Consider the following 24,803-nt stretch of genomic DNA (forward strand, 5'->3'; position numbering starts at 1 on the left):
AAGGCTCACTCGACCTTTGGGCCGCTTTCCTGCTTCTTGAACTCCATTGTATATCCCAGCCGAAACAGGACCAAACCGACATATCTGATTGAAGGATTCGTACCATCCATGAAGAGCTGACTTATGCGGGATCTCGATACACCAAGCAGTTCAGCCAGATCGGAATGCGACATTTCCTTCTCTTTGAGCGCGGCTTTTAGAACCGCCTGGAATGCGAGAACATAGTCTTCTGAAATGTATCTTTCGACGTCATCCCATCGCCGCATAATTCTTTTCATGTGCTCCTCCAGCAGACTGTTTGATTAAGATGATGAAACGCGCGAGGGTCTGATCCAAACGCACTGGCGTCTTGATCAGGTACTTGCAGGACCGGGGAGCGATAACAAGTGAAACTCCGCCGAACTGTGCTGGAAAAGATAGTCTATCCTTCGCGGAATGGCTTGCCTGGTGTTCAGCCAGGCCTCTGGCAAGTTTAGCAAGCTATAGGATGTCCCGCAGGATGCCATCATAGTCCTTGATGATGGCATTTGCCAATCCGCTTCCTCATGCTGACAGCTGCTTTGCATCCGCATTTTCGCAGCAAATGAAGAATACTGTTTGCTTCTCTGCAATTCTTCCGCCGCGTACCCGATGCTCGCTTGTTTGACAAGCACATCCCATCCGTACGGATCTGACGGCAACTTCATTTGTAATTTGCCTCTGAGATCATGCGAGCCGCAGAAGCGGGACTTCTTTCGAGATAAATAAAACCTATCAATGGGGGGACCTCTCAAAATATTCGCCTGCGTGCCGCTTTGAAACACGGGACACGGACTCGACAAAATGACGGTCGCTGAAAGCTTTTCGGTGCTTTCGCAAAGGGCAGGATCGGTCCGAGGCGAAGGAACAACCTGCGCCGCTAGACGTTTCATCTCTTTATGGAGAATTGGATGCGAAAGTCTGTTGTGTTTTTTGTGTTAGCCGTCGCAGTTGTGCTGGCATTCATCGTCGCAACGCCCTATTACTATGCTGCGAGCCCGCAGAACAAAGGGGAACAATCGGCGCCTGCAGATTAGCCGACAAGCCCCCCCCAAAAAAAGCTCCCAGTAAGCTCAAACTCTCACAGGCGACTCTTTGCCGAGAGTCATAAAGCCAGTTGGATCAACAAGATGAGCCTGTACTGACGCGCTCGGTTGACATCTTGGGCGGCCGTTTTCTCATGGGCTTGCTGCGCCTCTGTCGATGCAGTGGTTCCATCGACAAGACCCTCGAAAGCTCCGTTGGACCCGAGGCTTTCGAGGGCAATGGCTACGGCAGTCGCCGCGTGTGGTTCCTGTGATATTTGATCTCTTTCCAAGCGAGCTTTGTCACGAGATAGCTCAGAGCCGCGATAATCGTTCCTTCGATTAACAGAAAGCAGAGCATCACCCACTCCTAGGCTTGAACCCTTCCGCCGCCGGATTTCTTACTGCTCATCCAGGGGATCGCGACTTCTGGCCTTTCGAGTATCCCGCGCTTTTTGGCGAAACCGCGAATGCCGCTCTCTGCTGCTTCGACTGGTTTGATGCCGTCGTGCGCATCGCAGCACGCTTTCCACGCTGTCTCGTAAATCAGATCGCGGTCGTGCTCAGGCCATTCATAGAGAAAATCAATAGCATCTCCGATACTGGCAATCTCGCGGATAAGCAAAGGGCCGTCCTTCACAAAGACAGGACTGTCAAACAAACGGTCGCTCATCGAAACCTCCATTTGATCGAACGCGTTGGGTCGGGATGACTGTCTCGATTTAGTGAAGCGTTTTAAAGTTTCAAGAGATCAGTTCATCAAAATCGAACGCGAAACCGGAGCGGGCGGTAAAGTCCAGCAAGCCATGTCTGGCAGGCTGATGAAGCCCATTGCCCTCGATAACAATCCCAACATATATCTGCCGGCCGGATGATCATTCCCCTGTTGCATGAACCGTGATGCGTTGTACCTGCCTGCAAAAAGCGCTTGACCCCCAAGGTCCCTTTTTTCGTCAACAGGTCTCCCTTTGAAACGGCTGAGGCTGCGCGTCTCTCCCTTACAAAAAGACGGGCCCCGACACGAAGTTTCAAATCGGGGCCTTGCGCTTGACAGGATTTGCCAGGCCGACTTAGCAGCCCGTTCATTGCCCCCCAAACGCAGGAAATGGCGCAGGAAACGCCAATGCATTTTGCCGCTGGCGAGCAAAGGACGACATGGTCCAGCCATAGACTGCCAGAGCGGCGCCACCGACTGCGCCGATCACAGACCAGCCAAGCACGCCAATAGCCATAAAACTGTGATGGGTCGCATAGGAAATGCTTCTACCCGGCAATCGGCATAGCGCCTGGTCCGCCCGGCACGCCTGTTCTGCACAGCTTGCCAGCGATGCTTCCGCAGGATTTGCTTCTTGATGCCGTGTTTTCACAATCTTTGTTCGAACGCGGATCGAATTCGGCATGCAAGACGTCTGCAACATAATATGCTGTTTAATGCGCAGTATCCTGACATGAAGTGGTTGTTATGAACGAAATAGAGATCCTTGCTGCCTTGGTCGGCTTTCCATCCGTCGTTGGGACAAACAACAATGCAATTGTCGAATGGATCAGCGCCTTTGCAAAATCTGCCGGTGCAGACGTATCCGTCCTGACCGGCCCGGAAGGGGACAGGGCAAATCTGTTGCTCAGCATCGGTCCCCGGGATGTGCCGGGCTATATTCTTTCGGGCCACACAGATGTTGTTCCTGCGCAAGAGGTGGAATGGACAAGCGATCCATTCCAGCTGCATAGGGACGGCGACAGGCTTTACGGACGCGGTACTACGGATATGAAGGGCTTTCTGGCCTGCGCGCTTGCCGCGCTGCCCATGCTCGGCGCAACCGCATTGAAACGACCGATCCATCTGGCCTTGTCTTATGACGAGGAAGCGGGTTGTCGCGGCGTTCCACATCTGCTCCAAGCACTTCCCGAACTTTGCGCAAAGCCGGTCGGAGCGATAATTGGCGAGCCAAGCCGAATGCAGGCCGTCCGCGGCCATAAGGGGAAGGCTGCCGTGCGGCTTGAAGTCATTGGACGATCAGGCCATTCGTCGCGGCCCGATCTGGGATTGAACGCCGTGCATGCGATGGCAGGCGTGATTTCCAAAGCGGTCGCCTATGGACGCATGTTGGAAGCCGGACCGCTTGATATGGATTTTGAGCCGCCCTCATCCACTTTGCAGTTTGGTGTCATTACCGGCGGGCAGGCGGTGAATATTATTCCTGATCGCTGCTCCGCCGATATCGAGCTGCGGTCCATTCCTGCGGTTTCACCCACCGCCTTGCTTGAACCTGTAAAGGCAGAATTACAAGCTCTGCGCGACAAAGGTTTTGAGGTGCTGTGGCATCCATTGAGCGCTTATCCGGCTTTTTCGATCCCGGAGCACAATCCACTCGCGCAATTGATGGTCGCGTTGACGGGGCAACAGACGGTGCCGGCCGTCAGCTATGGAACGGAAGCAGGTCTATTCCAACAGGCAGGCATTGACGCAATCATCTGTGGGCCTGGCGATATCAGTCGAGCGCATCGTCCAAATGAATATATTGAAATGGCAGAGATGCAGGCCTGCAAGCAAATGATCGCCAAGCTTGCCGCGCGTCTCGTCGCCTGAATCCGCAAAGCGATGGAAGTCACGCCATTTTTCTTGCTTGAGATGCATCTCGCTGACCGTTGATTCTTGAATGCGCCAGATTATTCAATTCAGTTGCAAAGCGCAGCTCGGAAGCTTGGATGCATTTCACACTTGCACGCATGCTGAGGCCGTCGCTTGCAGAATAATCCGCCGCTTTACCCCGTTTGACGCAATTGCCGTCTATAAGCCGGCTATTTTCAACCGAAAATGCGGCGCGCCTTGCACTAGGCTTGATGAGACAAATACGAGGTGAGCCATGACATTAAGCTTCGACCCCAAAACGCTTGAACTGCCGGTTTATCATTTTATCGGGGGGGAACGTCTGGATGCGACGGGCGGGATAGAAATACACCGACCGTCAGATGGTAACCTTTATACCAGCTGCCCGGTTGCCGATGAGTTGCTGGTCGATCGCGCGGTCCGAAACGCCAAGGCCACTTTGAAATCAAGCGGTTGGGCGGATAGTCGCCCGCGTGAACGGCTGAACGCCATGCACCGCTGGGCAGACCTCATCCAACAGCACGCGCTTATCCTGGCGCGGATGGAAGCCGTGTCCTCGACACGGCCGATCGCGCAGCTCATTGAAGGCGACATTGCCGTGACAGCGGAACAGATCCGCTTCTTTGCGGAATTTGCAGACAAGGAAGGCAGTGACGTTGTCCCAACCAGTGCCAAAAGCTTTGGCATGACGCTAACCGAGCCCTACGGTGTGATTGGGGCTATCACACCGTGGAACTTTCCGATCTCAATGGCGGGCTGGAAGCTTGGGCCAGCCCTCGCGGCCGGCAATGCGGTTGTTCTGAAGCCGTCAGAGATGACACCCTTTACGACGCTTTATATGGCAGAACTTGCCGTTGAGGCGGGCATTCCCGCGGGCCTTATCAATATTGTGCTGGGTGATGGCCCCACCACTGGCAATGCCATCACTGGTCATCCCGATATTGCCAAGATCAGCTTTACCGGTTCAACAGTGGCGGGCGGGGCGATTATGGAAAACATCGCACGCTCCGGCATCAAGCCGATGACGCTCGAATTGGGCGGGAAAAGTCCGCAGCTGGTATTTGCCGATGCTGATCTCAAACTCGCGGCTGCTGCCATCACGCGTGGAATTCTCAGCAATGCAGGACAGGCATGCGTCGCCGGTTCGCGTCTGATCGTGGCAGAAGAGATTGCCGATGCTCTGGGCGATGCCATCGCCTGTCATATGGAAAATGTCAAACCGGGCGTGACCTGGGACGAGCAGACGCAATATTCGCCGATAATATCTGAACGCCAGCTCACCCGTATCGACGAAATCGTGCAGAGGGCCGTCGGATCTGGCGCTGATACGGTTGTGGGCGGTAAAAGGATGGATCGCGACGGCTATTTTTATGAGCCAACACTGCTTCGCGGTGTTGATGAACGCTCTCCCGCGGTTACCGAAGAAATCTTCGGTCCGGTTCTGACGATTCAGACATTTCGCGAAGAAGAAGAAGCTTTAGCGCTTGCCGATCATAAAACTTACGGATTGGCAGCGGGTTTGTTCACACGGGACTTATCGCGTGCAATTCGGGTCACCAAGGCTTTGCAGGCAGGCACGATCTGGATCAATCGCTATGGCCGTTCGCGTGATCATATTTTGCCGACCGGCGGTTATAAAAGCTCAGGCATTGGCAAAGATCTCGGACGCGATGCCTATCTCGCAAATCGCAAGTCCAAAAGCGTGCTCATTGACCTCTAGAGATTTGACCGACACAGAATCTGCCCACAGATCAATGGCAATGCAATGATCGGTTGAAGACGGTGTGAGTGCTGATTGTACTCTTCCTCCTCGACCGCAACAATGATCGTCTCCCCAATCTCCAAAACTCAGCCTGTAAATGCTGCATCGGGTACCACCGCCCTTTGCTAGTTACCGGTGGGTTGCGTGGCGCCGGGTACATGGTCGGTCGGGATAATACTCCGACCTTGCTCATATCGGGCGATCATCACAAGAGCACCCAGCGCGGCGATTACCGGTATTGCGATGCATAATACCCGCAGAACCGCGCCGATTATTTGAAAGAAACTGTGCGATCCCTGTTTCATGCGGCAATCCTAACAGCAAAGTCGTTAACTGAACACAAACCAGGTCTTTAACCATAAAGGACGATGAGTACGGCGCAACCTGACCTCGCATAAGGCGAACTCGCGGTTTCACACTGCTGCTATTCTGATCTTTATCAAAGCTGAGAGAAATTCACCGCGCGGCGGATTTGGAGCGCGCGATCGCCATGCGCCGCCAACCCCAATGCAGCAAAGCGCTGCAGATTCTGACGCGGAGGTAAGTCTCTGATTACGATCCTGTCTGCGCTGTAACACGCACCTTCAAAAAGCAGAGGGGAGCGCAGCGATTGCGGATCATCTGGAATGAGCCGATGGGTTGGATTGCGCGCAAAAGGCCTCGTCGAGCGCCTGTTTCGCTTGGTGTGGAAAAAAGCGCGTCTGAGGGCTCGTAGTTGCCTCGATCAGAGGCTGATGTCCGCCAGTCTGTTTGGAGAGCAGCGGCGACCCTTACAAGATTTGCTTCCTATTCTCCGGAAGAGCTCAACCGCTCGGCTTGTTCCTGTCGGCTTGAGCAACGCACATGTCCCGCACTCTTTGAGCAATCGAAGCTCAACCTCTGTGAAGCAAGGTTGCAGCGATGATTGTCCGTTGCTGGATAGAAAAAGCCGCCCGGATTGCTCCGGACGGCTCTCGAACTCTGTCACCGTGGTGATTAGAACTTGTAGGCAACGCCAAGACGAACTTCGTTGGTCTTGAACTTGTCGCGGACGCCTGCATCCGGAACGCCGAAGTCGAAATCCTTGTGACCGTAATCGGTATAACGATATTCGAGACGCACGATGACATTGTCGGTTGCCGCGTAATCAACGCCTGCGCCAGCCGTCCAGCCGGTCAGCGTCTTGCTCTGCGACACGCTGACTTCGTCAATGCCATCTGTCGAAGACAAGGTGTTCTTCACGCTACCAAATGCAACACCACCCGCGATGTATGGCAGGAAGCGATCCATCGCAACACCGGCACGCGCGCGAACGGCACCGGACCAGCGCAGCTTGCTCTCAAGGCTGTCGGTCACACCAAAATCCGTTTCCGAATAGCTGTCCTTGAGGTTGTTGTAGGTCACGTCACCGTCAATACCCAGCACGAAGCTGTTGCCGAGGTCGAAATTGTAACCGGCATAAAGACCACCGAGGAAACCATCTGGCTTTACGTTGATCGCGGTAAATTCATTGCTGAAACGCGACTTGCCCCAGCCATAACCGATCTGGCCACCAAGATAGCCGCCCGTCCAGGAAAACACTGGAGCAGCAACCACTGGCACTGGCTCTTCATACTGAATGGCATCGGCAGCCTGTGCGCCAAATGCACCAGCGAGAAGAACGGTCGAGGCAAGAAGAATGGACTTCATATTCATTTCTATCTCCCAGCTCCCTTAAGAGCCCAAATTGATCACTCATCTCAAGATAGTGCACTGCGCAGGAATGTCTGTAGCAACATGGCAACACCCACCCCTCAAATGTGCGGTTTGTTTTTGGCTTTGAGAAAATGTCCCTCTGGGCTCAAACAAGCTATTGCCTTGAGGTAGAGGCAGCCCATGCGCGTGACTGCTTTGAGCAAAAGCGCAGGGCTCAAGCCCGCATGCAAGCGGTCTGGCGCGCGTTTTACTTGTGGCGTTTGCGGGGCGACCCAGCCCCGCGACACGCAGCGTACCGCGACAGTGGCCCAACACGACCCTTGGGCTATTCGCGCGACCCCACGCCGGACATGCTCTGCGTCGACGTCAGAGCACCGGAAAAGAACGCCAGATTTGCGGCGGCAATCAATGCGGCCGTGTGCGCATCCGTCTGCGCCAGCCGGGCGTCAAGCAGCCCATTATTGGTCTCGTTGACCGTGGTGATGGTCCCAAGCCCGTTGCGATAGGAATCCAGTGCCGCATCAAAGGCGGTGGCCGAGGTCGAAACCAGCACCAGCGCCGCCTTGTTGGCGGCCAGCGCCGTCTTCAGAGCATTGGAAGCCAGCACGATTTCGGCAACCGCATCAAGCTGGATCTTGCGGAAGGTTTCACCCGCGGCATTTTGTGTGGATTGCGCCTGTTTGAGCTGCGCGGCCCGCAGGCCACCGTCATAAAGCGGCATCGTGGCGCCGATCAGAATGCCCGCACCCGACGACTGATTGCCGATCGACGGCAGACTTCCGGCATCAAAGCGGTTCGAACTGGATGACAGCGCAGCCGATACAAAAACCTTCGGCAGGAATTCCGCCTGCGCCGCCTGGATGCCCGCCTTGCTGGCCTTTAACGCTGCATAGCTTGCAATCACATCCGGACGCCGTGACAAGGCGCTTTCCAGCATCCTTTGTGTGACGCCGTCAAATGTCGCCGGCAGCGCACGGCGTGTGGAGCCGTCAATATTGATTTTCAGCATGGCATTCACGCCCATGGCAGCCAGCAGCGCCTGATAGCTGTTGTCCTGCTGTCCCTGCGCCTTCACCAGACGCAGTTCAGCCTGCGCAACCTGCTGGCGGGCAAGCGCCAGCTCGATCGTGGTGGCGCGTCCTTCATTCAGCCGCGCCTGCACCGCAGACAGCACCGACTTGGCGTTGCGCAGGGTCTGTTCGGCTATCCGGTGACCAGCCACCGCCGCCCCATATTCATAATAGGTGCGGGTGACATCAAAGATAAGTTTCTGATGCATCGCATTGAAGGTCACATTGGCCGCAAACGAGCCCTGTCTTGCGACCTCCACCAGCGCTTGGCGCTGACCAAAATCAAACACCAGCCATTGCAGCGCCAGCGCCGGGGTAACGCCTTTCAGCGTCGTATCCACGTCGCGTCGCCCAATCAGCGGAACCTCGACCGGCGTGGTGGTCTTCTGGACGCCGCCAATCACATTGGCGCTGAGAACAGGCAACAGCGTGGCTTCCGCCATCCCGACCGCAAGCGCTGCCTGACGCGCCTTTTCCCAGGCATTGCGCGTGACGGGATTGCTGCGTTGCGCCAGATCAATCAGCTGCGCGAGATCATAGGAGGGCCGGGTGTCGACAGCAACCGGACTTGCAATCAGCGCCAGTTCGGGATTGGCCGGCACACTGAAATCCTTCCGCTCGGCCAGGGACTGTGACGCGGCGGTCTTAGGACCCGGCGCCTTTGCGGCTTGCCAGGGTTGATCGGCTGCCGAAGGCGCAAGCTTGAGGGCATCCACCGCGCATCCCGCAATGCCAAGGCTCGCACTCACAGCCCATCCCACCAATAAGAGCCTGGTGCTGCCTTTCATGCCGGTCTCCCCGCAACCAGTGCTTCCAGACGTTCGAGACGCGTGCCGATCTGATTTTCCCCCGGATCCCGCGTCAAGCCCTCTGCAGCCTGCGATGTGTTAAAAATTGCAATCTCGTTGAAAGCCGCCTGTTCAATGCGCAGCGCCAGCGCTTCGAGCCGCTTGGCACTGTCATCAGCCACCCCCTCACAGAAATAGACGTCCTTGTTGAGCCAGGCAAGTTGATCGGTCAGGCTCTCAAAGGTTTTTTCCATGGCCTCCGATGGTCGCAATCGCAACGGTTCGAACGGCAGCAGATAAAAGCAATAACGCACTTCCCCCAAAAGCTGCTCCACTTCGGCTGCGGTGGTGATCATCTCCATGCGGGTCGCGGCAGGGCAGGCGGCAATCTGTGCGATTTTTCTCGCGGCCTGTGCCAGATGCTGCCGTATGACAGTGACAACCGGTGCCGGCCAGATCAGGGTCGAGACGAGATAGACTGCAAGATTTCCGACCAGAACGCCAAGAATGCGGTCACGCGCCGTATCCATATCGGTGGTGGGACCAAATCCTTGCAGGACCGTCAGCGTGAAGGCGAGGCCGATTTGAACCCCCGCATAGGACAGCTTCTCGCTTCCCCCTGCAACCCAGGCGGCCAACAGGGCGACGAAGAACACCAGCAGCATCAGGCCGCCAACGCTTTCCATCTGCGGCATCAGGAAGATGATCGAGGCGACGCCAATCACCGCGCCAATCAGACAACCGGCGATCCGCAGCGCAAGCTTGTGCAGCGTGTCGCCGGCAGTACCCAGCGAGGCGACATAGCAGGTCACCATCGCCGTGTGAATGCCCTGCCAATTGATTGCGGCATAAAACATATAGCACAGAATTGCCGCCAGCGTGGTCTTCAGCGCAAAGCGTTGATACGCGGGATTTGTGAAGGCATCGGCGGCGAAAAACCGCTCGCCAGCCCCCTTTTTGTAGTGGGGCTCTTGCTGTCCTGCCAGTGTGTTCAGCGCCTGCCGGATGGCCTTGGCTGCTCCACCAGTCAGCGCGTCCTCGGCAAGCTGTGGCGGCGGCAGTGGCGCGCCGCGGTCAAGTGCATCCACCATCGCGTCAATCTGACCGGCCATTGATTGCCGGCCCTCGACGCTTGCAGATTGGGGAAGGGCGCTGACCGCAAACAACAATTGATAGGAGGCGGGAATATCCGCCTTGATCCGTGCGGCATTGTGCTGCGAGGTCTGATGCAGGATCTTCACCAGCATCGCCCGCTTGCTTTCCGCGTCATTGCCTTTAGCCAGCTTGTCGGTAACAATTGGCGTGGGGCCATTGAGCAGGGCTTCTCGCGCCAGCAGCAATCTGTCCCGCAATTCCTGGCGCAACAGCGAGACACTCCAGCCCCCAAAATACAGGCTGAAAACCGCAATCACCAGCATCGGCAGGATCGCCATTTCCCAGGCATAGCGCAGGGCAATCGAAATCACCCCATTGACCGGCACCTCGTTGACCAGCGTCAGAATGAAGGCGATGATCAGCGCCACGATGCTGCCGCCCTCACCAAGCTTGCTTGCCGCGCCCAGGAATATGAAGGCGAATGACACCGCGATCATGATCACAATGCGCAGTGAGGCCGATTCCACCGTCCATTGGATGATCGGGATCATCAGGGCAATCAGCAGGGTAATGGCCAGGGTCGCGGCGATGGCAACCACCATGTTTTCTGCGCCATCGGCCTTCATCAGGAAAATTACCAGATAGCAACTGATCGCCGATTCAGGGATGTTGAACATCATCGCGATCCCCGCAACCAGCGCACAGACGGCCGCCACCCGCCAGGCCGTCGCCAGTCGGCCCGGGAAGGGCGCAAGGTCGCTCACTGTCTCGCGAAGGGCGGCGCTCAGCCCCCGTCTAGCAGGTGCTGCCATCATGCACTGTCACCACAGCCGAGGCGCCCGCTCGCGTCAGATCAGCAGGCGGATCGATCAGTTTCACCCGCACAGGAAAACGCTGCGCGATCCGCACCCAGTTCAGATTTTTCGGCACATAGGGCAGATTGCGCGGAATATTGATCAGCTCCTCCGAGGTGACACCCCAGCCAATGCCTTCCACCCGTCCCTTGATCACCACGGCACTATCGGCAAGAATGCGCACATGCGCGCAAGCGCCGACCTTGATGCCGCGCAATTCCGTCTCCGGAAATGTCGCTGTCGCATACCAGCTGTCGGTGTCGATCAGTGTGAACACCGATTGACCCGGCGCGATGATCTGTCCGGTGCCATTGGTGATCCCGACCACGCGTCCTGCATGCGGCGCACGCACCACCGCATTGTCGAGATTATGCTGCGCCAATGCCTGGGCCGCGCGCCTGGCCCGTACCAGAGCTTCGGCGCTGTCAAGCGATCCGACCAGTGTATTGGCAGCCTCCGCCTGTTTGACGGCTTGTGCCAGGCTGATCTGGGCATCATTGCGCAGCGTGGTTGCGTCATCGACCTGCTGACGGGTGACATAGCCTTTGGGGCTGAGCGCCGTCAGGCGCTTCAGCGTGACCTCCGCGAGATCAAGATTGGTCCGTGCCCGCGTGACCTGCTGATCGGCGATCAGCGCGTTTTGTGTCTCGGCCTTGGTGGCCCGACGCTGCGTCTCAAGCGCTGCCTGCGCGATTTCGAGATCGGCGGTCGTCTGCTCCACCAAAAGACGCAAGGGTTCAGGATCAAGGCTGAACAGCATCTCGCCCTGTTTGACCGCCTGGTTCTCGGCAACATCGATCGACAGAATCCGACCCGGCACGCTTGCAGCAATATTGACAATTGTCGCGCCGATCACCGCATCATTGGAGAGCGGGTTGTCATGAGCCTTGCGCAGATAAAGCCAGGCCATCAGGGCAGCGATGATCACAATGATGATCAGGATCACAATACCGGCAAGGCTCAAGGGCTTCTTACTGTAAGCGTTGGTTTCCATACTCACCGACCATAGACGAAAAGAGCGAGACCACAGGCGATCGCAATCACCATCCCCGTATAGGTGATCAGGCGAAAGACCAGAATGTCGTCAAGGCCGGTGCGGATGAAAACCACCCGCAGCACCACGGTCACGATAATCGCGATCGCAAGACACATCATCCAGGATGGGAAATAAGCCCCGAATAAAGAAAATGATGGACCTGACACGGCTTGCGGTCTCCATTGTCCCTGCTGCGCGCACCATGCGCGGCAGCTTCCTGCCCAAGACCATGATTACGCAATGCGGGCGCGCGCCGCAAGCCACCCAGTTTCGTTTCAGAAACTACTTAAGTACCCGGCACTAAACAGGGATTCTGCTGTCTTGAACAGCCTGTGATCAGCTGATACCTGTTGAGCAACGGGCCTAGCTGTGACGCGTCTGATGTTTCAAAGGGGAAAAAAATGTCTTTGCTGTCAAGTCTTCTACCACTGGTTTCCGACCTCTCGCCCTTGCAGGCGCCGCATGATCTCTTTTTTGCATGCACCGCTCTTTTGCTGCGGGACGCCAATGCTGGTGCCTATGCCGGGCGGACCATGGAACTGTCGATGGAACTGCCCTATGTGATCGCCTCCATTCCCAAAGGCCACGCCTTCGCTTCAAGCGCCGATGGTCATCAACCCCTGCACTTTGTGAGCGACTACGCGATCTTTGCGATCGCTGTACCCAATGGCAGCGTGGATGACCTCAAGATCGTCGAAGGCGTCAATGAACAGGGATTGAGCTTCAGTGTGCTCGCCTATGCGGGTGCCTCAGGTCCCGCAGACAATGCCGAAAAGACCAAAGCCATGTTGGCGGCAATCGATCTGGGCGCCTTCGTGCTCGGACAATGCGCCACGACAGCGGCAGTCAAGGCGAAACTCGCCGAAAACCAGGTCCTGTTAACCGCACTGGCACCGCTGCACGGAGCGACAACGCCGTTTCATTTCGTCGTCCATGATCGCGCCGGACAATCGCTGGTGATCGAATTCTCCGAACACCAGCAAAATGTCTATGACAATCCGGTTGGCGTGATGACCAATGGTCCTGCATTCCCCTGGCATCTCACCAATCTCAACAATTACACCTTTCTGAGCAATCGCGATCAGTCGACCGGAAAATTTGGAGCGCTGAGCGTCACTCAGCCCGATTCCGGCATTGCAACCGCAGGCCTGCCTGCCTCCAATACCTCGGTCGGTCGCTTCGTGCGCGCAGCCTATTATGCGACTTTTGCGGAAAAGACCGAGCCGGCGCGAGCGGTGCGCAGCCTCGCTCATGTCATGAATAATTTCGATCGTCCGCGCGGCATCACCATTGATCCGCCCCAGTCGGGTGGCCTTGACATTGAAGGCATTTCCGCAGCACCCGGCCAGGCCTACAAGACCGAATATACCTCATGGACGGTGCTGGCCGATCTTGGCAATGATCAGTTTTATGTGCGCACCTATGATGCCTTGAATTACATCCGCTTTGACCTCAAACGCATTTTTGCCGCGGCAGCATTCAAGGTTGTGCCGCTTGATCAAGTCGCCCAGATCGAAACACTGGATGCAACCGAGGCCTTGTTGCCGTAGTGCCGGTTGCCTTGGCTGCCTTCGGGCAGGCCTGGACCGCCTGCGGTCTGCTGGATGGGGCGGCTGCGAGGGGTGCAGCAATGCATCTGCATCTGCAAGGCGCCGGGCTAGGAGCAGTTGTGATCAATCATCGGCGATGAAACATCGGCTTTGAATTGATTTTGAATTGATAAAGCGTGATGGCGCCAGCCGATCCCTCGCTTCCGGCGATCAGTCGGCAGCGTCACCTGCGATCTCCGCCTCGGTTCGTCTGGCCAAAGCGGTGAGATCGACGGTCTTGCCACCCAGTTTGCCAATCGCTGCCATCACCAGATCGCGGGCGACATGATCGGACTTGTGTCCCAACCCGCCGATGACATAAAGCTCCGCGCCCGCAATCGCCCGCGCCAATGGCCTGGCGTGAACGTCGATGGAAACAATCTCGTCGCTATCACCGCTAATGATGATACTCGGCGCCTTGATCTGAGAATAATGCGGCGATGCACTTGCAGCCCAGGCACTCAGCGCGCCCAGTTCGCGGGCATTATGCCTGAACTGGCGCGGTCGCAACGCCTGCCAGGCCTTGCTTTTTTCGATATAGAACTTCGGCAGAGGATTGGGGTCGAATACGGACCTCGTCGCCTTGCGCAGCAGCAAGGCGCCAAAGGGAGGGGCGATGCAAAAACTGAACAGAGCCCCCAGCACCGGCATCCGCGCCACCTTGTTGAACCAGGAAATTCCGCCAACCCACGGATAGGCCGCAGGCGACAAAAAAACCAGTCCGGAAACCCGTTGCGGATGCCGGACTGCCAAGGCTAGAGCCACCGCACCGCCATAGGAATGGCCGACAATGATCGCCTGCTCGATCCCGCATCGATCCAGCAAAAGCGCAAGCCGATCCGCCTGGCCATCTGGAAGCAGCATCGAGGCGGGGCCAAATTCCGACTGGCCATGGCCGGGCCGGTCGACGAACACCATTTTCATGTCCGGCGGACACAGCGTTCCAAAGGTGAAAAGTGGGTCGAGCAGGCTGCAACTGGCTCCATGGATGAACACGACCGTCACCTTGGGGCTTTGGCCGGCAATCACCACGCTGCGAAGACGAAAGCCGCCGACATCCACGTGCTTTTCTACGTAATTCATCGCCGCATGCTCAATTGATCGCGCTGCAGCCGACGAAGCCTGCGCGCCGCCGGCGCGTGTTCTGCTGCGCATTTACGATGACAGCCGCATATGCTGGAGAATATGCGCCATATCATAGGGCTTTGCATAAAAGGGAACCGGTGTGTCGAGCATCAATTGCGGGGTGGTGGACAATCCGGAAACAAGGATGACCCTGATGGCCGGATAGCGGCGCTGGACAAGTTTTGCCAGCGCAACTCCGTCGATGGCCCCCGGCATGTCGATATCGGTGAACAGGAAATCGATTGAGGGTTGCGCGGCCAGGATCTCGAGCGCCTGGCTGCCATTGCACGCTTCAAGCGCGATCATGCCGGCATCCTCGATATCCGCGACCGCGACAAGCCGCAGCACAGGCTCGTCTTCAACGACCAGAATTGTCTTTGGCCTTGGCGTATCAGTGCGCATGTCGAATTCCTAGGCTTGCGTTGGATGATGCATTATCATCGCCAATGGTGCACGAAACGTTGCCAACAGACCGGTTGGCCGATAATCGAGCTCGGCCTGGCCCGTGCCGCCCAGCCCCAAGCGGATCAATCTCGACCCGAACCCGGTCTTGTCGGGTTCGGTGATCTGCGGCCCGAACCGTTCTTCCCAGACCAGCTGCAAATGGGGATCGCTGCTGTCGGCATCCTGCAAGCTCCAGGAGATATGAACCTCTCCCAGATCATTGGAAAGGGCGCCATATTTGAGGGCGTTGGTGGCCAGTTCATGCAGCAGCAAGGCGATCGAAAGCCCTGCCTTCGGACCCAGCATGGTTGGTGGGCCGCTTAAAAATACCCGCGCTGTGTCCGCGTGAAGATACATCGCCTGCTCGATGACCTGCCGCAATTGCGCCGAGGACCAGGACTGCTGCAGTAAAAGTTCATGGGCGCTGCCCAGCGCCTGAATGCGGCCGGACAGAGCGTCCACCGCATCTCTTTGTGTAACGCCTTTCAGGGTCTGGCCGATCAGCGCGTGCACGATCGCCAGACTATTTTTCATCCGGTGGCTGAGTTCATGATTGAGAATGCGCTGCTCGGCCTCGGCATGAAATTTGGCGATCGCCGCATAGGTGCGATCGGCAACGCCAGCGGCAAAATCGAGCTCGGCCTTGCTCCAGAAATGCAGCCGCTCGTCATGGGCAAACAGCACACCAACCAGTCTTTCATCCCTGATCAGCGGTACCTTGATGAAGGAGCGGATATTCAAATCACGATAGATCGCCGCTTCGCCTTGCAGAAACGCTTCGCCATGGGTATTGGCGACCGCCACCAGCCGGCCTTCACCAAGCCGGGCGATCGTGTGCGCATAATCGGTGGTGTTATGGCTCTCCCCATGCGGCGCTATCCCCGTCCGAACATGCTCATATTCGATTTTTATCGATTGCCCGCTTGTGTCAATGCTGGCATAGCCGGTCCGATCAACGCCCAGGCCCTCACTGAGAATTTCAGACGCAATCCTTCCTATATCGTGCAGCGAGCTGGCAAGACTGAGCCGATCGCCCAGTGCCAGCAATGCCGCCACCCGGGCATCCTTGCGCTTGGCATCGGTGACATCAATCGCCACACCCACCATTTTCAGCGGCTTGCCGTCATCGTCCGCGAGAAACTGGGCCCGCCGCGCGATCCAGCGCAGGCGCTGATCGGAGGCCCGCCTTATCCGATATTCGACGTCAAGAACAGCCGATGCGCGGTTGCGGCTTTCGCTTGTTGATGCATGATGACGGTCTTCAGGCAAGATCAGATCCTCAAACACGCCAGCCGGGTAGCTCCGGGCTTCGTCGACGCCATAGATACGGCAGAATTCGCTTGAAACCGTAATCGTGTTGAGCCTGGTATCCACCTCGAAAATACCGACACCTCCCGCAGCCTGCGCGGCCGCGTTGCGCTGGTCATCTTGTTTGAGCTGTTCGAGCCTGGCGTCGGTGCTGGCGACGCGGAGCTGTCTTTTGGAAGCCAGACGGCGTTCCACCGTCAGATCATAACTGAGCTCCGCAATCCGCCGCCGCAACTCGAGCTGCGAGATCGCCTGACCCGCCAGCACCTTCAACGCAAATGCCTGCTCCTCGGTCAGGGTCTGGGGTTGATGCCCGAGCACACACAGCGTCCCGATCGGATAGCCGTTTTCTGATTTCAGCAGCGCACCCGCATAAAACCGGATATATGGCTCTCCGGTCACCAGCGGATTGCAGTGAAACCGCGCGTCGCTTGTGGCGTCGGGAACCAGCAGAAAATCCTCTTCCAGAATTGCCTTGGCGCAAAATGAACTGTCCAAAGGTGTGGCGCGCAGCCCCAGTCCCACCTCGGCTTTAAAAAACTGCCGATCACCGGCGATGAAATTCAGCACGGCAATCGGCGTGCCGCAGATCCTGGCAGCCAGCGCCGCAATATCATCGAATTCCTTCTCCCGGGGCGTGTCGAGAATGTCATAGGTCTGCAGCGCCGCGAGCCGCAGCGCTTCCCTGTTCCGATCATATCGCTTCATCTGATCCATCAAATCTTGCACCGGGGCGTGAACATATTGCGAACAGGGTAGCGGATTGTCATCGCTCTGGATATAGATGAATAAAAATATAAAAACTTCTCCCAATGTATACTTGTGGACATTGGGAGAAAAATACTCTTATTTACTTCGTCACCAGCCTGTCAGTATTGTGCTGATTGACCCATTATTCCTGAATAAACGCAAGAATATCCTGGTTCAGGCGCTCCGCTGCCGTGGCAAACAAGCCGTGAGGCTCGCCGCTATATTCAATCAGGCGGGCGCCCGGGATCGCTCGGGCGGCTGCGCGTGCCGACGGCTCGATGGGAACCGTATTGTCGTCCGTGCCGTGAATGATCAGTGTCGGCATGGTAAAGGCGGCGAGATCGTTGCGGAAATCGGTTCTGCCAAATGCGTCGATACAGTCATGGGTGGCTTTCGGGCTCGCCATGATGGCCAGGGCGAAGCTCCAGTCCAGCAGCGCCTGGCTGACCGGGCTGGTGACGAACCCCACCCCGTAAAAGGCCTTTGCGAATGATTGCAGAAAGGCAAAGCGGTCCTTCCTGACCTGGGCTTTCATATCCTCAAAAATATCGGGTGCCACCCCGTCGGGATTGCTGTCATCCCTCAACAGATAGGGTACGACGGACGCGACAAGGGCCACCTTGGCCACCCGCTCGCTACCATGTCTTGAAAGGTAGCGGGCAATCTCACCGCCGCCCATCGAAAATCCCACCAGAATGACATCATCGAGTTCAAGGTTTTCCAGCACCGCCGCAAGATCGTCGGCAAACACATCATAATTGTAGCCCTCGGCCGGATGCGACGACTGCCCGAAGCCGCGGCGGTCATAGGTAATCACCCGATAGCCTGCCTCAAGCAGCGCCATTGTCTGAAATTCAAACATGTCGCCGGTCAGCGGCCAGCCATGAATGAGGATCACAGCCCTGCCATGCCCGATATCCTTGACATGAAGATTGGTCTGATCGGCGGTCTGAATGAATGGCATCTCCGGCTCCTTTGCAACGTTTTCTAACAATGCCGGCACCGGCGTTAAGGTTCCTTGGCATGGCTGAAAAACCGCACCGATCTCGATTTCAGCGCGCGGAGGTTGGGGAGGCGATCCGGCATGGCTTTCTCTGCGAGGGGTGGCTTGGCTGCTTGAAAGGTCTGTGTTGACGCATAGCTCTGGCGGTTTTAGATATGTGCTGAGCTCTGCCAGTATCGATCCCGACATCCAACGGTTCGCAGTGATCGCGACCGGCCCTTTGGCCTTCGCCGCAACGCAGCCCATCCTTTTCTCCCACCAAGAAGTGCGTGAAATGCCGCAATCACAGTTGTTCAAGCCTCTCAAAATCCGCAATCTCGAACTGGAAAACCGGATCACCATCGCACCCATGTGCACCTATTCGGCCGTCGACGGCTGCATGACCGACTGGCACCTTATTCATCTGGGTCAGCTGGCTCTCTCGGGTGCGGCGCTGTTGACCATCGAAGCAACCGCCATCGTGCCGGAAGGCCGGATCAGCTATGCCGATGTCGGGCTCTATGACGATGCCACCGAAGCGGCGATGAAGCGCGTCCTCGACGGACTTCGTGCCTGGACACCGATGCCGATCGCCATCCAGCTTGCCCATGCCGGACGAAAGGCATCGACCGATCTTCCGTGGCTCGGTGGCGGACAGATCGCTGCGGATCACCCACACGGCTGGCAGCCAGAGGCCCCTTCGGCCGTAGCATTCAATCCCGGGGACCCGGCGCCGACCGCGCTGAGCCGCGCGCGGATGGATGAAATCCGCGATGCTTTCGTCGCTGCTGCGCTGCGCGCCGCGCGGCTTGGTATCGATGCGGTCCAGCTGCACGCCGCGCATGGCTATCTGCTGCATTCCTTCCTGTCGCCACTCTCCAACCACCGCGATGATGTCTATGGCGGCAGCCTTGAAAATCGGATGCGATTTCCGCTGGAAGTCTTCGATGCGGTGCGGGCGGCCTTTCCGCAGGAAAAGGCCGTTTCGGTTCGAGTCTCGGCGACCGACTGGACGCAAGGCGGCTGGAGGCTTGATGACACCATTGCCTTCGCCCAGGCGCTGGAACAGCGCGGCTGCGATGCGCTCAATGTTTCCACCGGCGGGCTGCATATCACGCAGGATATTCCGCTTTCGCCGGGCTATCAGGTGCCTTTTGCACGCCGGATAAAGGAAGCCGTCACCATGCCGGTTGTCGCGGTTGGCCTGATCACCGAGCCCGCGCAGGCGGAGGCGATCATTGCTACCGGCGATGCTGATCTGATCGGCCTGGCAAGAACCATTCTTTTTGATCCAAGATGGCCATGGCATGCAGCCGCAGCCCTTGGAGCAACAGTCACCGCAGCCCCGCAATATCTGCGCAGTCAGCCCGCCACCCTCAAGGGCTTGTTCAAGTCCTGATGGATCGACCATGCTGTTCAAGGCCGTGTCGCCTGCCTGGCCGGGATCGGTACAGGCGCCCCCCCCCAAAAAAGCCGGTGATCCTGCGCTGCGGCACCCCACCAATATCGATTGCCGGCTTGCCGCAAGCCCCTTTCTGACTAAGTCGGGAAATGTCTGAAGCACGCCGCAGACAGATGCAAGGCAAGAGCTTTCAGCGCAGCCGGGCGCAAGTCGCGCCACCTCAAATCGATGGATGTCAAAAGCAAGGTTTTATGCTATCTGTTGAGGGCTGATCATCGACATTGGGAGGAGATCGAGATGAGAACGGCTATCTATGGCGCATTGATGACATCAGTCATCGCCCTTTCTTTGACAGCTTGCACCACCGATGAAAGGCGAACGGCCGGCTATGGCGTTGGCGGCGCTGCGGTCGGCGCACTGGCCGGTGGTGCGATCGGCGGCAATGCACGTGGCGCCCTTACCGGCGCGGCGATCGGGGCTGCTGCAGGAACCTTGGTCGGTGTCGCACAGACCCGCAACGGCGTGCAATATTGCCGCTACCGTGACCATAACGGCCGCGTTTTCGAAGCACGCTGCCGCTAGGTCGCCAAAACGTCTCTGACATGGTCTCTCGCCAGCCTTGATGATAATCTGCTGGCAGTTGCCTTTTATTGACCTGCACAAAATCGTCGATCCCACATGAAGGATAAAATGATGTGGCGCGTTTTTTTCATCACCCTGCTCATGATGGTCTTTGTTTGCTCGGCCGCGGTCATTGCTCCCGCGCCAGCCTTTGCTCAGGGACGCTCCGTGCAGGTCGGAACCACCATCAATCACGGTCACCGCATCGGTTGTATCCAGGGCAGCAGATTGTTGCGCATGCGCGGGTTTCACACTGTCCGCACTCTTGACTGTCGTGGCAGCCATTTCCTGTATCGGGCCACCCGGTTGGGGCGGACCTATGACATCACCATCAGGGCGCGTGACGGACGCATCACCCATTCACGCCCGTTCAGAGTGCGCCGCTGATGCACCTGCTTGGCGGCTGGGCGACAGGTGAGAAGGACGTGATCCCGTTATCGACACGGGATCAAGGGGGGCCTGCGCCTGATGCGGGCTTTCGCCTGTGCGCTCGCAGATCGTTTTCGCGGCGATTGCGCGGTCATGCAATCGCGCGCTCAACCGCGACAGCCGCGCTTAAAGCAAAGGACCGCGTTTGAACCAGCGCCTGATTGTTGCCCTGTTCCTGCTGATCGTTAGCGGCTGCGCCGGCAACCGGGCGGTCACCGGGCTTGATACTTCTGCGCCGCAGAACCAAGGCGGCGCTGTGGTTTCGCTCAATGTTGCAGGTGTGCGGCAACGTGATGACCAGCCGTCGATCGCCTATTCGCGGGTACGGGCACCGGGGCTCAATCTGTCGAGGATCCGCGTGCATATTCCCCCCGGTCATCGCCCCGGCAACGTCGAGACATCCTCGGTCCGCCCCGACCCCCAAATCCATTTCCGCGCTTCCGATTACCAGCCCATTGCCGACCGGGCAGCAATGATCCGCGCGCTCAACCAGCAATTGTCCGCGCGGGCGCCAGAACAGCGCGAAATCTTCATTTTCGTGCATGGCTATAACAACAACTTTGCCGAGGGCCTGTTCCGCAACGCACAGATCGTCCATGATTACGGCGTCAACTCGGTTCCCATCCATTTCGCCTGGGCCTCGGCCGCATCCTTCACCCGCTATCTCTATGACCGCGACAGTGCCATCATCGCGCGCAGCGGACTGGTCGAAACCCTGGAAATCGCAGCACGCACAAAAGCCAGGGGCATTGTGGTTGTCGGACACTCGATGGGTGCGGTGGTGGTGATGGAAGCGTTACGAACATTGGCAATCGGTCAACGCCGCGACGTGCTGACGCGCATAAATGGCGTGCTGCTGGCCGCAGCCGATATTGACCCCGACCTGTTTCGCGCCCAGGTCGAGGACATCGATGAACTGCCGCAACCCTTCACCATCGTGGTGTCGCGCCGCGACCGCGCGCTTGATATATCGCGTCGTCTGGCCGGTGGCGCACCGCGGATCGGCAGCGGCTTTGACATCGCCTTCCTGCAGAACAAGAATATTCAGGTGCTCGACATTTCTCAGGTCGACCGCGGCGGTCACAGCCTGTTTGCAAGTTCCAACACCCTGATCAAACTGCTGGGATCGGGCTTCCTGCTGCGGCGCCTCATCACCGACGAATATGCGGGCTTGGATGACAGTTTCGTTGCCGCCGGGCAGGGGGCTTTCGAACAAGCCTCGCTCGCCCTGCATCTGCCCGTGCGCGTGATCGATCGCCTGCAGAACCGTTAGCGCGACAGGCCGCCATCCTCGACAATGAACTCAATGACCCGGTCAAGTCCGCTGCCGCGCGTGAGGTCGGTGAAGCCAAAGGGTCTGCCGGCGCGCATCCGTTGCGCATCGGATCGCATCACATCGAGATCCACATGCACATAGGGTGCAAGATCGCTCTTGTTGATGATGAGAAAGTCCGATCGCGTGATGCCGGGACCGCCCTTGCGCGGGATTTCCTCGCCTTGGCAGACCGAGATCACATAAAGAGTGAGATCCGCAAGATCCGGAGAGAAGGTGGCTGCGAGATTGTCTCCACCCGACTCGATAAACACCATATCGAGATCCGGGAATTTCCGGTTCATCTCGGCAATGGCCTGCAGGTTGATCGATGCATCCTCCCTGATGGCCGTGTGCGGACAACCACCGGTTTCAACGCCTAGAATACGGTCCTCCGACAAAGCCTGGCGCCTTGCCAGGATCATGGCATCCTCCTTGGTGTAGATATCGTTTGTGATCACCGCGATCGAATACTGCGCACGCAGTGCCTTGCACAGATGTTCGGTCAAGGTCGTCTTGCCAGAGCCAACCGGCCCGCCAATTCCAATGCGCAATGGTCCATTGTTCGAAGCCATCAAAGCTTTCCTCCCAATTCAAATTGACAGGCACTACCGCGATTGCTCATGCTCATGCTCATGCTCATGCTCATGCTCATGCTCAGGGCTGTGGCTGTGACTATGGGTGTGCCTGTGTGGTTGACCGTGTGGATGACTGGGTTGATGACTGGGGACATCGCCATGGCTCTGCGCATGCGGGTGATTATGATGGTCATGACTGGCGTGGCCGGAATAGGCGCCGCGCAACGGATGGAACGGTGCCACAATCTCTTCGACGTGCGCCCCCAGCCCCTCCAGCATGGTCTTGATGACATGATCGCGCAGGATCAAGATCCGCTCGGGCGAGATTTCGGCTGGAAGGTGTCTGTTGCCGATGTGCCAGGCAAGCGCGCTCAGCGCAGTCGCACTTGATGCGGTGATCGCATAAAGCGCTTCATCCATCGCCTCGATCAACACCAGCGCGCCATCCTCAAGAATGAGCAGGTCGCCGCTTGTCAGAGCAACCGGCTGTGGCAGATCAAAGAAAATCCGGGATCCATCCGTCAGGAAAACCGCCTTGCGACGCAGATGCCGCCCATCATGGGCAAGGATCAGTTTTGCGGTTACCGCCAGGCTCTCATCCCGACCGATCGCGGACACGGGTCGGATCGCTGTCACTTTGCGCATAGGTCCTCCACTAACTTCAAAGTGTTACGAGAAGAAGACAAGACTTAATCGGGTCCGCTTGATTCCGGATACAGGAGCAGACCCTTTTACAATTAAGCTTGTACAAGACAAATTGTCGAGTTATTGTCTTTCAACTTTAGCTTTTTTAGCATTTTCTTGCCGGATATCCCAATCGCATCGAAGTTCTTAAGCTCCATGGGAGTAGCAGTCGTTGATGAGCAAAGGGTGGCATGCCGAGCTCGAACTGTGGTTCGAGCACAACACCTCCTCCACCCGGCTCGTTCGGCGGCGGCATGTGGGTCCGCTTGCAGTGCAACGACCATTCTACCCGGAAGCCGATGGCAGTGCGCATGTCTATCTCCTGCATCCGCCTGGCGGGGTCGCAGCCGGCGATATCCTCTCGATTGACTGCCATTTGGGGGATCGCTCCAGAACCGTGCTGACGACACCGGGCGCAACCAAATTCTATTGCTCGCAACAGCAAAACAGCACCCAGTCGACCCGCATCGCGGTCGGGGCGGGCGGCATATGCGAATATCTCCCGCAGGAAACCATTGTCTTCAATGGCGCCCGCGCCGCAATCAGCACCAAAGTCCACCTGACCGGCGACGCGCGCTATCTGGGATGGGATATTGTCTGCCTGGGCCGGCCAGCCTGCGGAGAGCGTTTTAAGCAGGGTGAAATCCGCCAGCGTCTTGAAATCCTTCGCGATGACAAGCCGATCTGGTTCGAGCAGTTCTGTCTGAAAGGCGGCGACGCGGCCGGTGACGCCGCCTTCGCATTCAACGCCAGACCCATTGTCGCAACCCTGGTCTATGCCGGAGAGGCCGAGGAGGACGCGGTTGATCGCATCAGGGCAGCACAATCGGGCCCATGCGCAAGCCTGTTCTCGGTCAGCCGGCTCGATCGGGTGATCGTCTGTCGGTATCTCGGCGGACGCATGTCCGAGGCCAAGCAACTGTTGCGACAGGCATGGGAAATCCTGCGCGAAACGGGCCTCGGCAAGGTGGCGGCCCCACCAAGGATCTGGGCTACATAAATCAGTTTGGAGAGGGTAAGCCGATGGAATTACTGCCACGCGAAAAGGATAAACTGCTGATCTTTACGGCAGCACTGGTTGCCGAGCGCCGCAAGGCGAGGGGATTGAAGCTCAACTACCCCGAAGTCGTGGCCTATATTTCGGCCGAGATCCTTGAGGGGGCTAGAGACGGCAGAACCGTTGCGGAACTGATGTCATTCGGTGCGACGCTCCTCACCCGTGATGACGTGATGGATGGGGTCGCCGAGATGATTCACGACATCCAGGTCGAAGCCACCTTCCCGGATGGAACCAAGCTCGTCACCGTTCATAACCCCATTCCCTAGGAGGGTCGCATGATACCCGGAGAATATTTCATCGAAGACGGGTCGATCACGCTCAATGAAGGTCGGGAAACCCGCAGCCTGCGGGTTGAGAATAAAGGTGACAGGCCAATCCAGGTCGGCTCGCACTATCATTTCTTCGAAACCAATGAGGCGCTGATCTTTGAACGTGAAACCACACGCGGATTCCGGCTCAATATCCCGGCCGGCACTGCGGTGCGTTTTGAACCCGGACAGGATCGGGTGGTCGAACTGGTGGCGCTCGACGGCGCTCGAGAGGTCTATGGCTTCAACGCCCGGATCAATGGCAAGCTCTAGGAGGGACA

At 57.5% G+C, this 24,803-nt stretch carries 25 protein-coding genes; 11 read left to right on the forward strand and 14 right to left on the reverse strand.

What is annotated here, in order from left to right; translation table 11 throughout:
- Window positions 1-5: 5 nt before the first annotated feature.
- The gene (locus ABWV94_RS19225; RefSeq protein WP_113497583.1) at window positions 6-278 is read right to left on the reverse strand and encodes a helix-turn-helix domain-containing protein; all 273 of its coding nucleotides are present in this window, start codon (window positions 276-278) and stop codon (window positions 6-8) included.
- A 651-nt stretch (window positions 279-929) separates the two neighbouring features.
- On the opposite strand from ABWV94_RS19225, the gene ABWV94_RS19230 reads away from it, so the two are divergent.
- Window positions 930-1,055, forward strand: coding sequence for a hypothetical protein (locus ABWV94_RS19230; RefSeq protein ID WP_282097873.1), 126 nt, complete (start codon window positions 930-932; stop codon window positions 1,053-1,055).
- 358 nt (window positions 1,056-1,413) lie between these two features.
- Here ABWV94_RS19230 and ABWV94_RS19235 read toward each other — a convergent pair whose 3' ends face one another.
- Both ABWV94_RS19235 and ABWV94_RS19240 read right to left on the reverse strand, forming a co-directional pair.
- Window positions 1,414-1,716 carry a DUF982 domain-containing protein gene (locus ABWV94_RS19235; RefSeq protein WP_353414982.1) on the reverse strand — a complete coding sequence of 101 codons (303 nt, stop codon included), beginning with the start codon at window positions 1,714-1,716 and terminating at the stop codon, window positions 1,414-1,416.
- A 409-nt stretch (window positions 1,717-2,125) separates the two neighbouring features.
- The gene (locus ABWV94_RS19240) at window positions 2,126-2,317 is read right to left on the reverse strand and encodes a hypothetical protein (protein ID WP_353414984.1); all 192 of its coding nucleotides are present in this window, start codon (window positions 2,315-2,317) and stop codon (window positions 2,126-2,128) included.
- Window positions 2,318-2,505: 188 nt separating this feature from the next.
- Here ABWV94_RS19240 and argE point away from each other — a divergent pair, with 188 nt between their 5' ends.
- Window positions 2,506-3,630 (forward strand): acetylornithine deacetylase, encoded by a 1,125-nt coding sequence (gene argE / locus ABWV94_RS19245; RefSeq protein ID WP_353414986.1) that lies wholly within the window; start codon window positions 2,506-2,508, stop codon window positions 3,628-3,630.
- A 277-nt stretch (window positions 3,631-3,907) separates the two neighbouring features.
- Complete coding sequence (locus ABWV94_RS19250; protein ID WP_353414988.1) at window positions 3,908-5,371, forward strand: aldehyde dehydrogenase family protein; 1,464 nt, start codon at window positions 3,908-3,910, stop codon at window positions 5,369-5,371.
- Window positions 5,372-6,388: 1,017 nt separating this feature from the next.
- Here the strand turns inward: ABWV94_RS19250 and ABWV94_RS19255 are convergent.
- The 5 genes from ABWV94_RS19255 to ABWV94_RS19275 form a co-directional block, all read right to left on the reverse strand.
- Window positions 6,389-7,087, reverse strand: a complete 699-nt coding sequence (locus ABWV94_RS19255) for an outer membrane protein (RefSeq protein WP_079210647.1) — start codon at window positions 7,085-7,087, stop codon at window positions 6,389-6,391.
- Window positions 7,088-7,412: 325 nt separating this feature from the next.
- Complete coding sequence (locus ABWV94_RS19260) at window positions 7,413-8,945, reverse strand: TolC family protein (RefSeq protein WP_353414991.1); 1,533 nt, start codon at window positions 8,943-8,945, stop codon at window positions 7,413-7,415.
- On the reverse strand, window positions 8,942-10,855 hold the full coding sequence (locus tag ABWV94_RS19265) for an FUSC family protein (protein WP_353414993.1): 1,914 nt from the start codon (window positions 10,853-10,855) through the stop codon (window positions 8,942-8,944). The genes ABWV94_RS19260 and ABWV94_RS19265 overlap by 4 nt, the downstream gene beginning before the upstream one ends.
- The gene (mdtN, locus tag ABWV94_RS19270) at window positions 10,836-11,888 is read right to left on the reverse strand and encodes a multidrug transporter subunit MdtN (RefSeq protein ID WP_353414995.1); all 1,053 of its coding nucleotides are present in this window, start codon (window positions 11,886-11,888) and stop codon (window positions 10,836-10,838) included. Before mdtN ends, ABWV94_RS19265 begins: the two co-directional genes overlap by 20 nt.
- Window positions 11,889-11,890: 2 nt before the next feature.
- Complete coding sequence (locus tag ABWV94_RS19275) at window positions 11,891-12,097, reverse strand: YtcA family lipoprotein (protein WP_113500223.1); 207 nt, start codon at window positions 12,095-12,097, stop codon at window positions 11,891-11,893.
- Between the two features lie 234 nt (window positions 12,098-12,331).
- Between ABWV94_RS19275 and ABWV94_RS19280 the strand changes: the two genes are divergently transcribed.
- Window positions 12,332-13,480, forward strand: coding sequence for a linear amide C-N hydrolase (locus ABWV94_RS19280; protein ID WP_353414998.1), 1,149 nt, complete (start codon window positions 12,332-12,334; stop codon window positions 13,478-13,480).
- A 210-nt stretch (window positions 13,481-13,690) separates the two neighbouring features.
- Here ABWV94_RS19280 and ABWV94_RS19285 read toward each other — a convergent pair whose 3' ends face one another.
- From ABWV94_RS19285 to ABWV94_RS19300, 4 genes are all read right to left on the reverse strand, one after another.
- On the reverse strand, window positions 13,691-14,674 hold the full coding sequence (locus tag ABWV94_RS19285) for an alpha/beta fold hydrolase (protein ID WP_353415000.1): 984 nt from the start codon (window positions 14,672-14,674) through the stop codon (window positions 13,691-13,693).
- The gene (locus tag ABWV94_RS19290; protein WP_353415002.1) at window positions 14,675-15,046 is read right to left on the reverse strand and encodes a response regulator; all 372 of its coding nucleotides are present in this window, start codon (window positions 15,044-15,046) and stop codon (window positions 14,675-14,677) included.
- A 9-nt stretch (window positions 15,047-15,055) separates the two neighbouring features.
- Window positions 15,056-17,113 (reverse strand): HWE histidine kinase domain-containing protein, encoded by a 2,058-nt coding sequence (locus ABWV94_RS19295; protein ID WP_353415004.1) that lies wholly within the window; start codon window positions 17,111-17,113, stop codon window positions 15,056-15,058.
- Window positions 17,114-17,288: 175 nt separating this feature from the next.
- On the reverse strand, window positions 17,289-18,110 hold the full coding sequence (locus ABWV94_RS19300; RefSeq protein WP_353415095.1) for an alpha/beta fold hydrolase: 822 nt from the start codon (window positions 18,108-18,110) through the stop codon (window positions 17,289-17,291).
- A gap of 313 nt (window positions 18,111-18,423) precedes the next feature.
- Here ABWV94_RS19300 and ABWV94_RS19305 point away from each other — a divergent pair, with 313 nt between their 5' ends.
- From ABWV94_RS19305 to ABWV94_RS19320, 4 genes are all read left to right on the forward strand, one after another.
- Window positions 18,424-19,527, forward strand: coding sequence for an NADH:flavin oxidoreductase/NADH oxidase (locus ABWV94_RS19305; RefSeq protein WP_353415006.1), 1,104 nt, complete (start codon window positions 18,424-18,426; stop codon window positions 19,525-19,527).
- Between the two features lie 300 nt (window positions 19,528-19,827).
- The gene (locus tag ABWV94_RS19310; RefSeq protein WP_113500265.1) at window positions 19,828-20,112 is read left to right on the forward strand and encodes a YMGG-like glycine zipper-containing protein; all 285 of its coding nucleotides are present in this window, start codon (window positions 19,828-19,830) and stop codon (window positions 20,110-20,112) included.
- Between the two features lie 96 nt (window positions 20,113-20,208).
- Complete coding sequence (locus ABWV94_RS19315) at window positions 20,209-20,538, forward strand: hypothetical protein (RefSeq protein WP_353415008.1); 330 nt, start codon at window positions 20,209-20,211, stop codon at window positions 20,536-20,538.
- A gap of 187 nt (window positions 20,539-20,725) precedes the next feature.
- Complete coding sequence (locus ABWV94_RS19320; protein WP_113500268.1) at window positions 20,726-21,853, forward strand: alpha/beta hydrolase; 1,128 nt, start codon at window positions 20,726-20,728, stop codon at window positions 21,851-21,853.
- On the opposite strand, the gene ureG is transcribed toward ABWV94_RS19320, so the two are convergent.
- Window positions 21,850-22,467: an urease accessory protein UreG gene (gene ureG / locus ABWV94_RS19325; RefSeq protein ID WP_113500269.1), complete on the reverse strand. Its 618-nt coding sequence runs from the start codon at window positions 22,465-22,467 to the stop codon at window positions 21,850-21,852. The genes ABWV94_RS19320 and ureG overlap by 4 nt on opposite strands.
- Before the next feature lie 33 nt (window positions 22,468-22,500).
- The gene (locus ABWV94_RS19330; RefSeq protein WP_353415011.1) at window positions 22,501-23,115 is read right to left on the reverse strand and encodes an urease accessory protein UreE; all 615 of its coding nucleotides are present in this window, start codon (window positions 23,113-23,115) and stop codon (window positions 22,501-22,503) included.
- A gap of 214 nt (window positions 23,116-23,329) precedes the next feature.
- On the opposite strand from ABWV94_RS19330, the gene ABWV94_RS19335 reads away from it, so the two are divergent.
- The 3 genes from ABWV94_RS19335 to ABWV94_RS19345 are packed head-to-tail and all read left to right on the forward strand — an operon-like array spanning window position 23,330 to window position 24,795.
- Window positions 23,330-24,154 (forward strand): urease accessory protein UreD, encoded by an 825-nt coding sequence (locus ABWV94_RS19335; RefSeq protein WP_353415013.1) that lies wholly within the window; start codon window positions 23,330-23,332, stop codon window positions 24,152-24,154.
- Window positions 24,155-24,177: 23 nt separating this feature from the next.
- Window positions 24,178-24,480, forward strand: a complete 303-nt coding sequence (ureA, locus tag ABWV94_RS19340; protein WP_112814101.1) for an urease subunit gamma — start codon at window positions 24,178-24,180, stop codon at window positions 24,478-24,480.
- A gap of 9 nt (window positions 24,481-24,489) precedes the next feature.
- On the forward strand, window positions 24,490-24,795 hold the full coding sequence (locus ABWV94_RS19345) for an urease subunit beta (protein WP_113500250.1): 306 nt from the start codon (window positions 24,490-24,492) through the stop codon (window positions 24,793-24,795).
- Window positions 24,796-24,803 lie beyond the last annotated feature (8 nt).

Origin of the sequence: Brucella sp. NBRC 12953, assembly GCF_040369775.1 — a bacterium.
Classification (GTDB): Bacteria; Pseudomonadota; Alphaproteobacteria; order Rhizobiales; family Rhizobiaceae; genus Brucella; species Brucella pseudogrignonensis.

Excerpts from the sequence above, each read along its gene's own strand:
- ABWV94_RS19225 (WP_113497583.1), bottom strand. The coding sequence starts at position 278 with ATGAAAAGAATTATGCGGCGATGGGATGACGTCGAAAGATACATTTCA.
- ABWV94_RS19230 (WP_282097873.1), top strand. The coding sequence starts at position 930 with ATGCGAAAGTCTGTTGTGTTTTTTGTGTTAGCCGTCGCAGTTGTGCTG.
- ABWV94_RS19235 (WP_353414982.1), bottom strand. The coding sequence starts at position 1,716 with ATGAGCGACCGTTTGTTTGACAGTCCTGTCTTTGTGAAGGACGGCCCT.
- argE (WP_353414986.1), top strand. The coding sequence starts at position 2,506 with ATGAACGAAATAGAGATCCTTGCTGCCTTGGTCGGCTTTCCATCCGTC.
- ABWV94_RS19250 (WP_353414988.1), top strand. The coding sequence starts at position 3,908 with ATGACATTAAGCTTCGACCCCAAAACGCTTGAACTGCCGGTTTATCAT.
- ABWV94_RS19255 (WP_079210647.1), bottom strand. The coding sequence starts at position 7,087 with ATGAATATGAAGTCCATTCTTCTTGCCTCGACCGTTCTTCTCGCTGGT.
- ABWV94_RS19260 (WP_353414991.1), bottom strand. The coding sequence starts at position 8,945 with ATGAAAGGCAGCACCAGGCTCTTATTGGTGGGATGGGCTGTGAGTGCG.
- ABWV94_RS19265 (WP_353414993.1), bottom strand. The coding sequence starts at position 10,855 with ATGATGGCAGCACCTGCTAGACGGGGGCTGAGCGCCGCCCTTCGCGAG.
- mdtN (WP_353414995.1), bottom strand. The coding sequence starts at position 11,888 with ATGGAAACCAACGCTTACAGTAAGAAGCCCTTGAGCCTTGCCGGTATT.
- ABWV94_RS19280 (WP_353414998.1), top strand. The coding sequence starts at position 12,332 with ATGTCTTTGCTGTCAAGTCTTCTACCACTGGTTTCCGACCTCTCGCCC.
- ABWV94_RS19285 (WP_353415000.1), bottom strand. The coding sequence starts at position 14,674 with ATGCGCAGCAGAACACGCGCCGGCGGCGCGCAGGCTTCGTCGGCTGCA.
- ABWV94_RS19290 (WP_353415002.1), bottom strand. The coding sequence starts at position 15,046 with ATGCGCACTGATACGCCAAGGCCAAAGACAATTCTGGTCGTTGAAGAC.
- ABWV94_RS19295 (WP_353415004.1), bottom strand. The coding sequence starts at position 17,113 with ATGGATCAGATGAAGCGATATGATCGGAACAGGGAAGCGCTGCGGCTC.
- ABWV94_RS19300 (WP_353415095.1), bottom strand. The coding sequence starts at position 18,110 with ATGCCATTCATTCAGACCGCCGATCAGACCAATCTTCATGTCAAGGAT.
- ABWV94_RS19305 (WP_353415006.1), top strand. The coding sequence starts at position 18,424 with ATGCCGCAATCACAGTTGTTCAAGCCTCTCAAAATCCGCAATCTCGAA.
- ABWV94_RS19310 (WP_113500265.1), top strand. The coding sequence starts at position 19,828 with ATGAGAACGGCTATCTATGGCGCATTGATGACATCAGTCATCGCCCTT.
- ABWV94_RS19315 (WP_353415008.1), top strand. The coding sequence starts at position 20,209 with ATGAAGGATAAAATGATGTGGCGCGTTTTTTTCATCACCCTGCTCATG.
- ureG (WP_113500269.1), bottom strand. The coding sequence starts at position 22,467 with ATGGCTTCGAACAATGGACCATTGCGCATTGGAATTGGCGGGCCGGTT.
- ABWV94_RS19330 (WP_353415011.1), bottom strand. The coding sequence starts at position 23,115 with ATGCGCAAAGTGACAGCGATCCGACCCGTGTCCGCGATCGGTCGGGAT.
- ABWV94_RS19335 (WP_353415013.1), top strand. The coding sequence starts at position 23,330 with ATGAGCAAAGGGTGGCATGCCGAGCTCGAACTGTGGTTCGAGCACAAC.
- ureA (WP_112814101.1), top strand. The coding sequence starts at position 24,178 with ATGGAATTACTGCCACGCGAAAAGGATAAACTGCTGATCTTTACGGCA.
- ABWV94_RS19345 (WP_113500250.1), top strand. The coding sequence starts at position 24,490 with ATGATACCCGGAGAATATTTCATCGAAGACGGGTCGATCACGCTCAAT.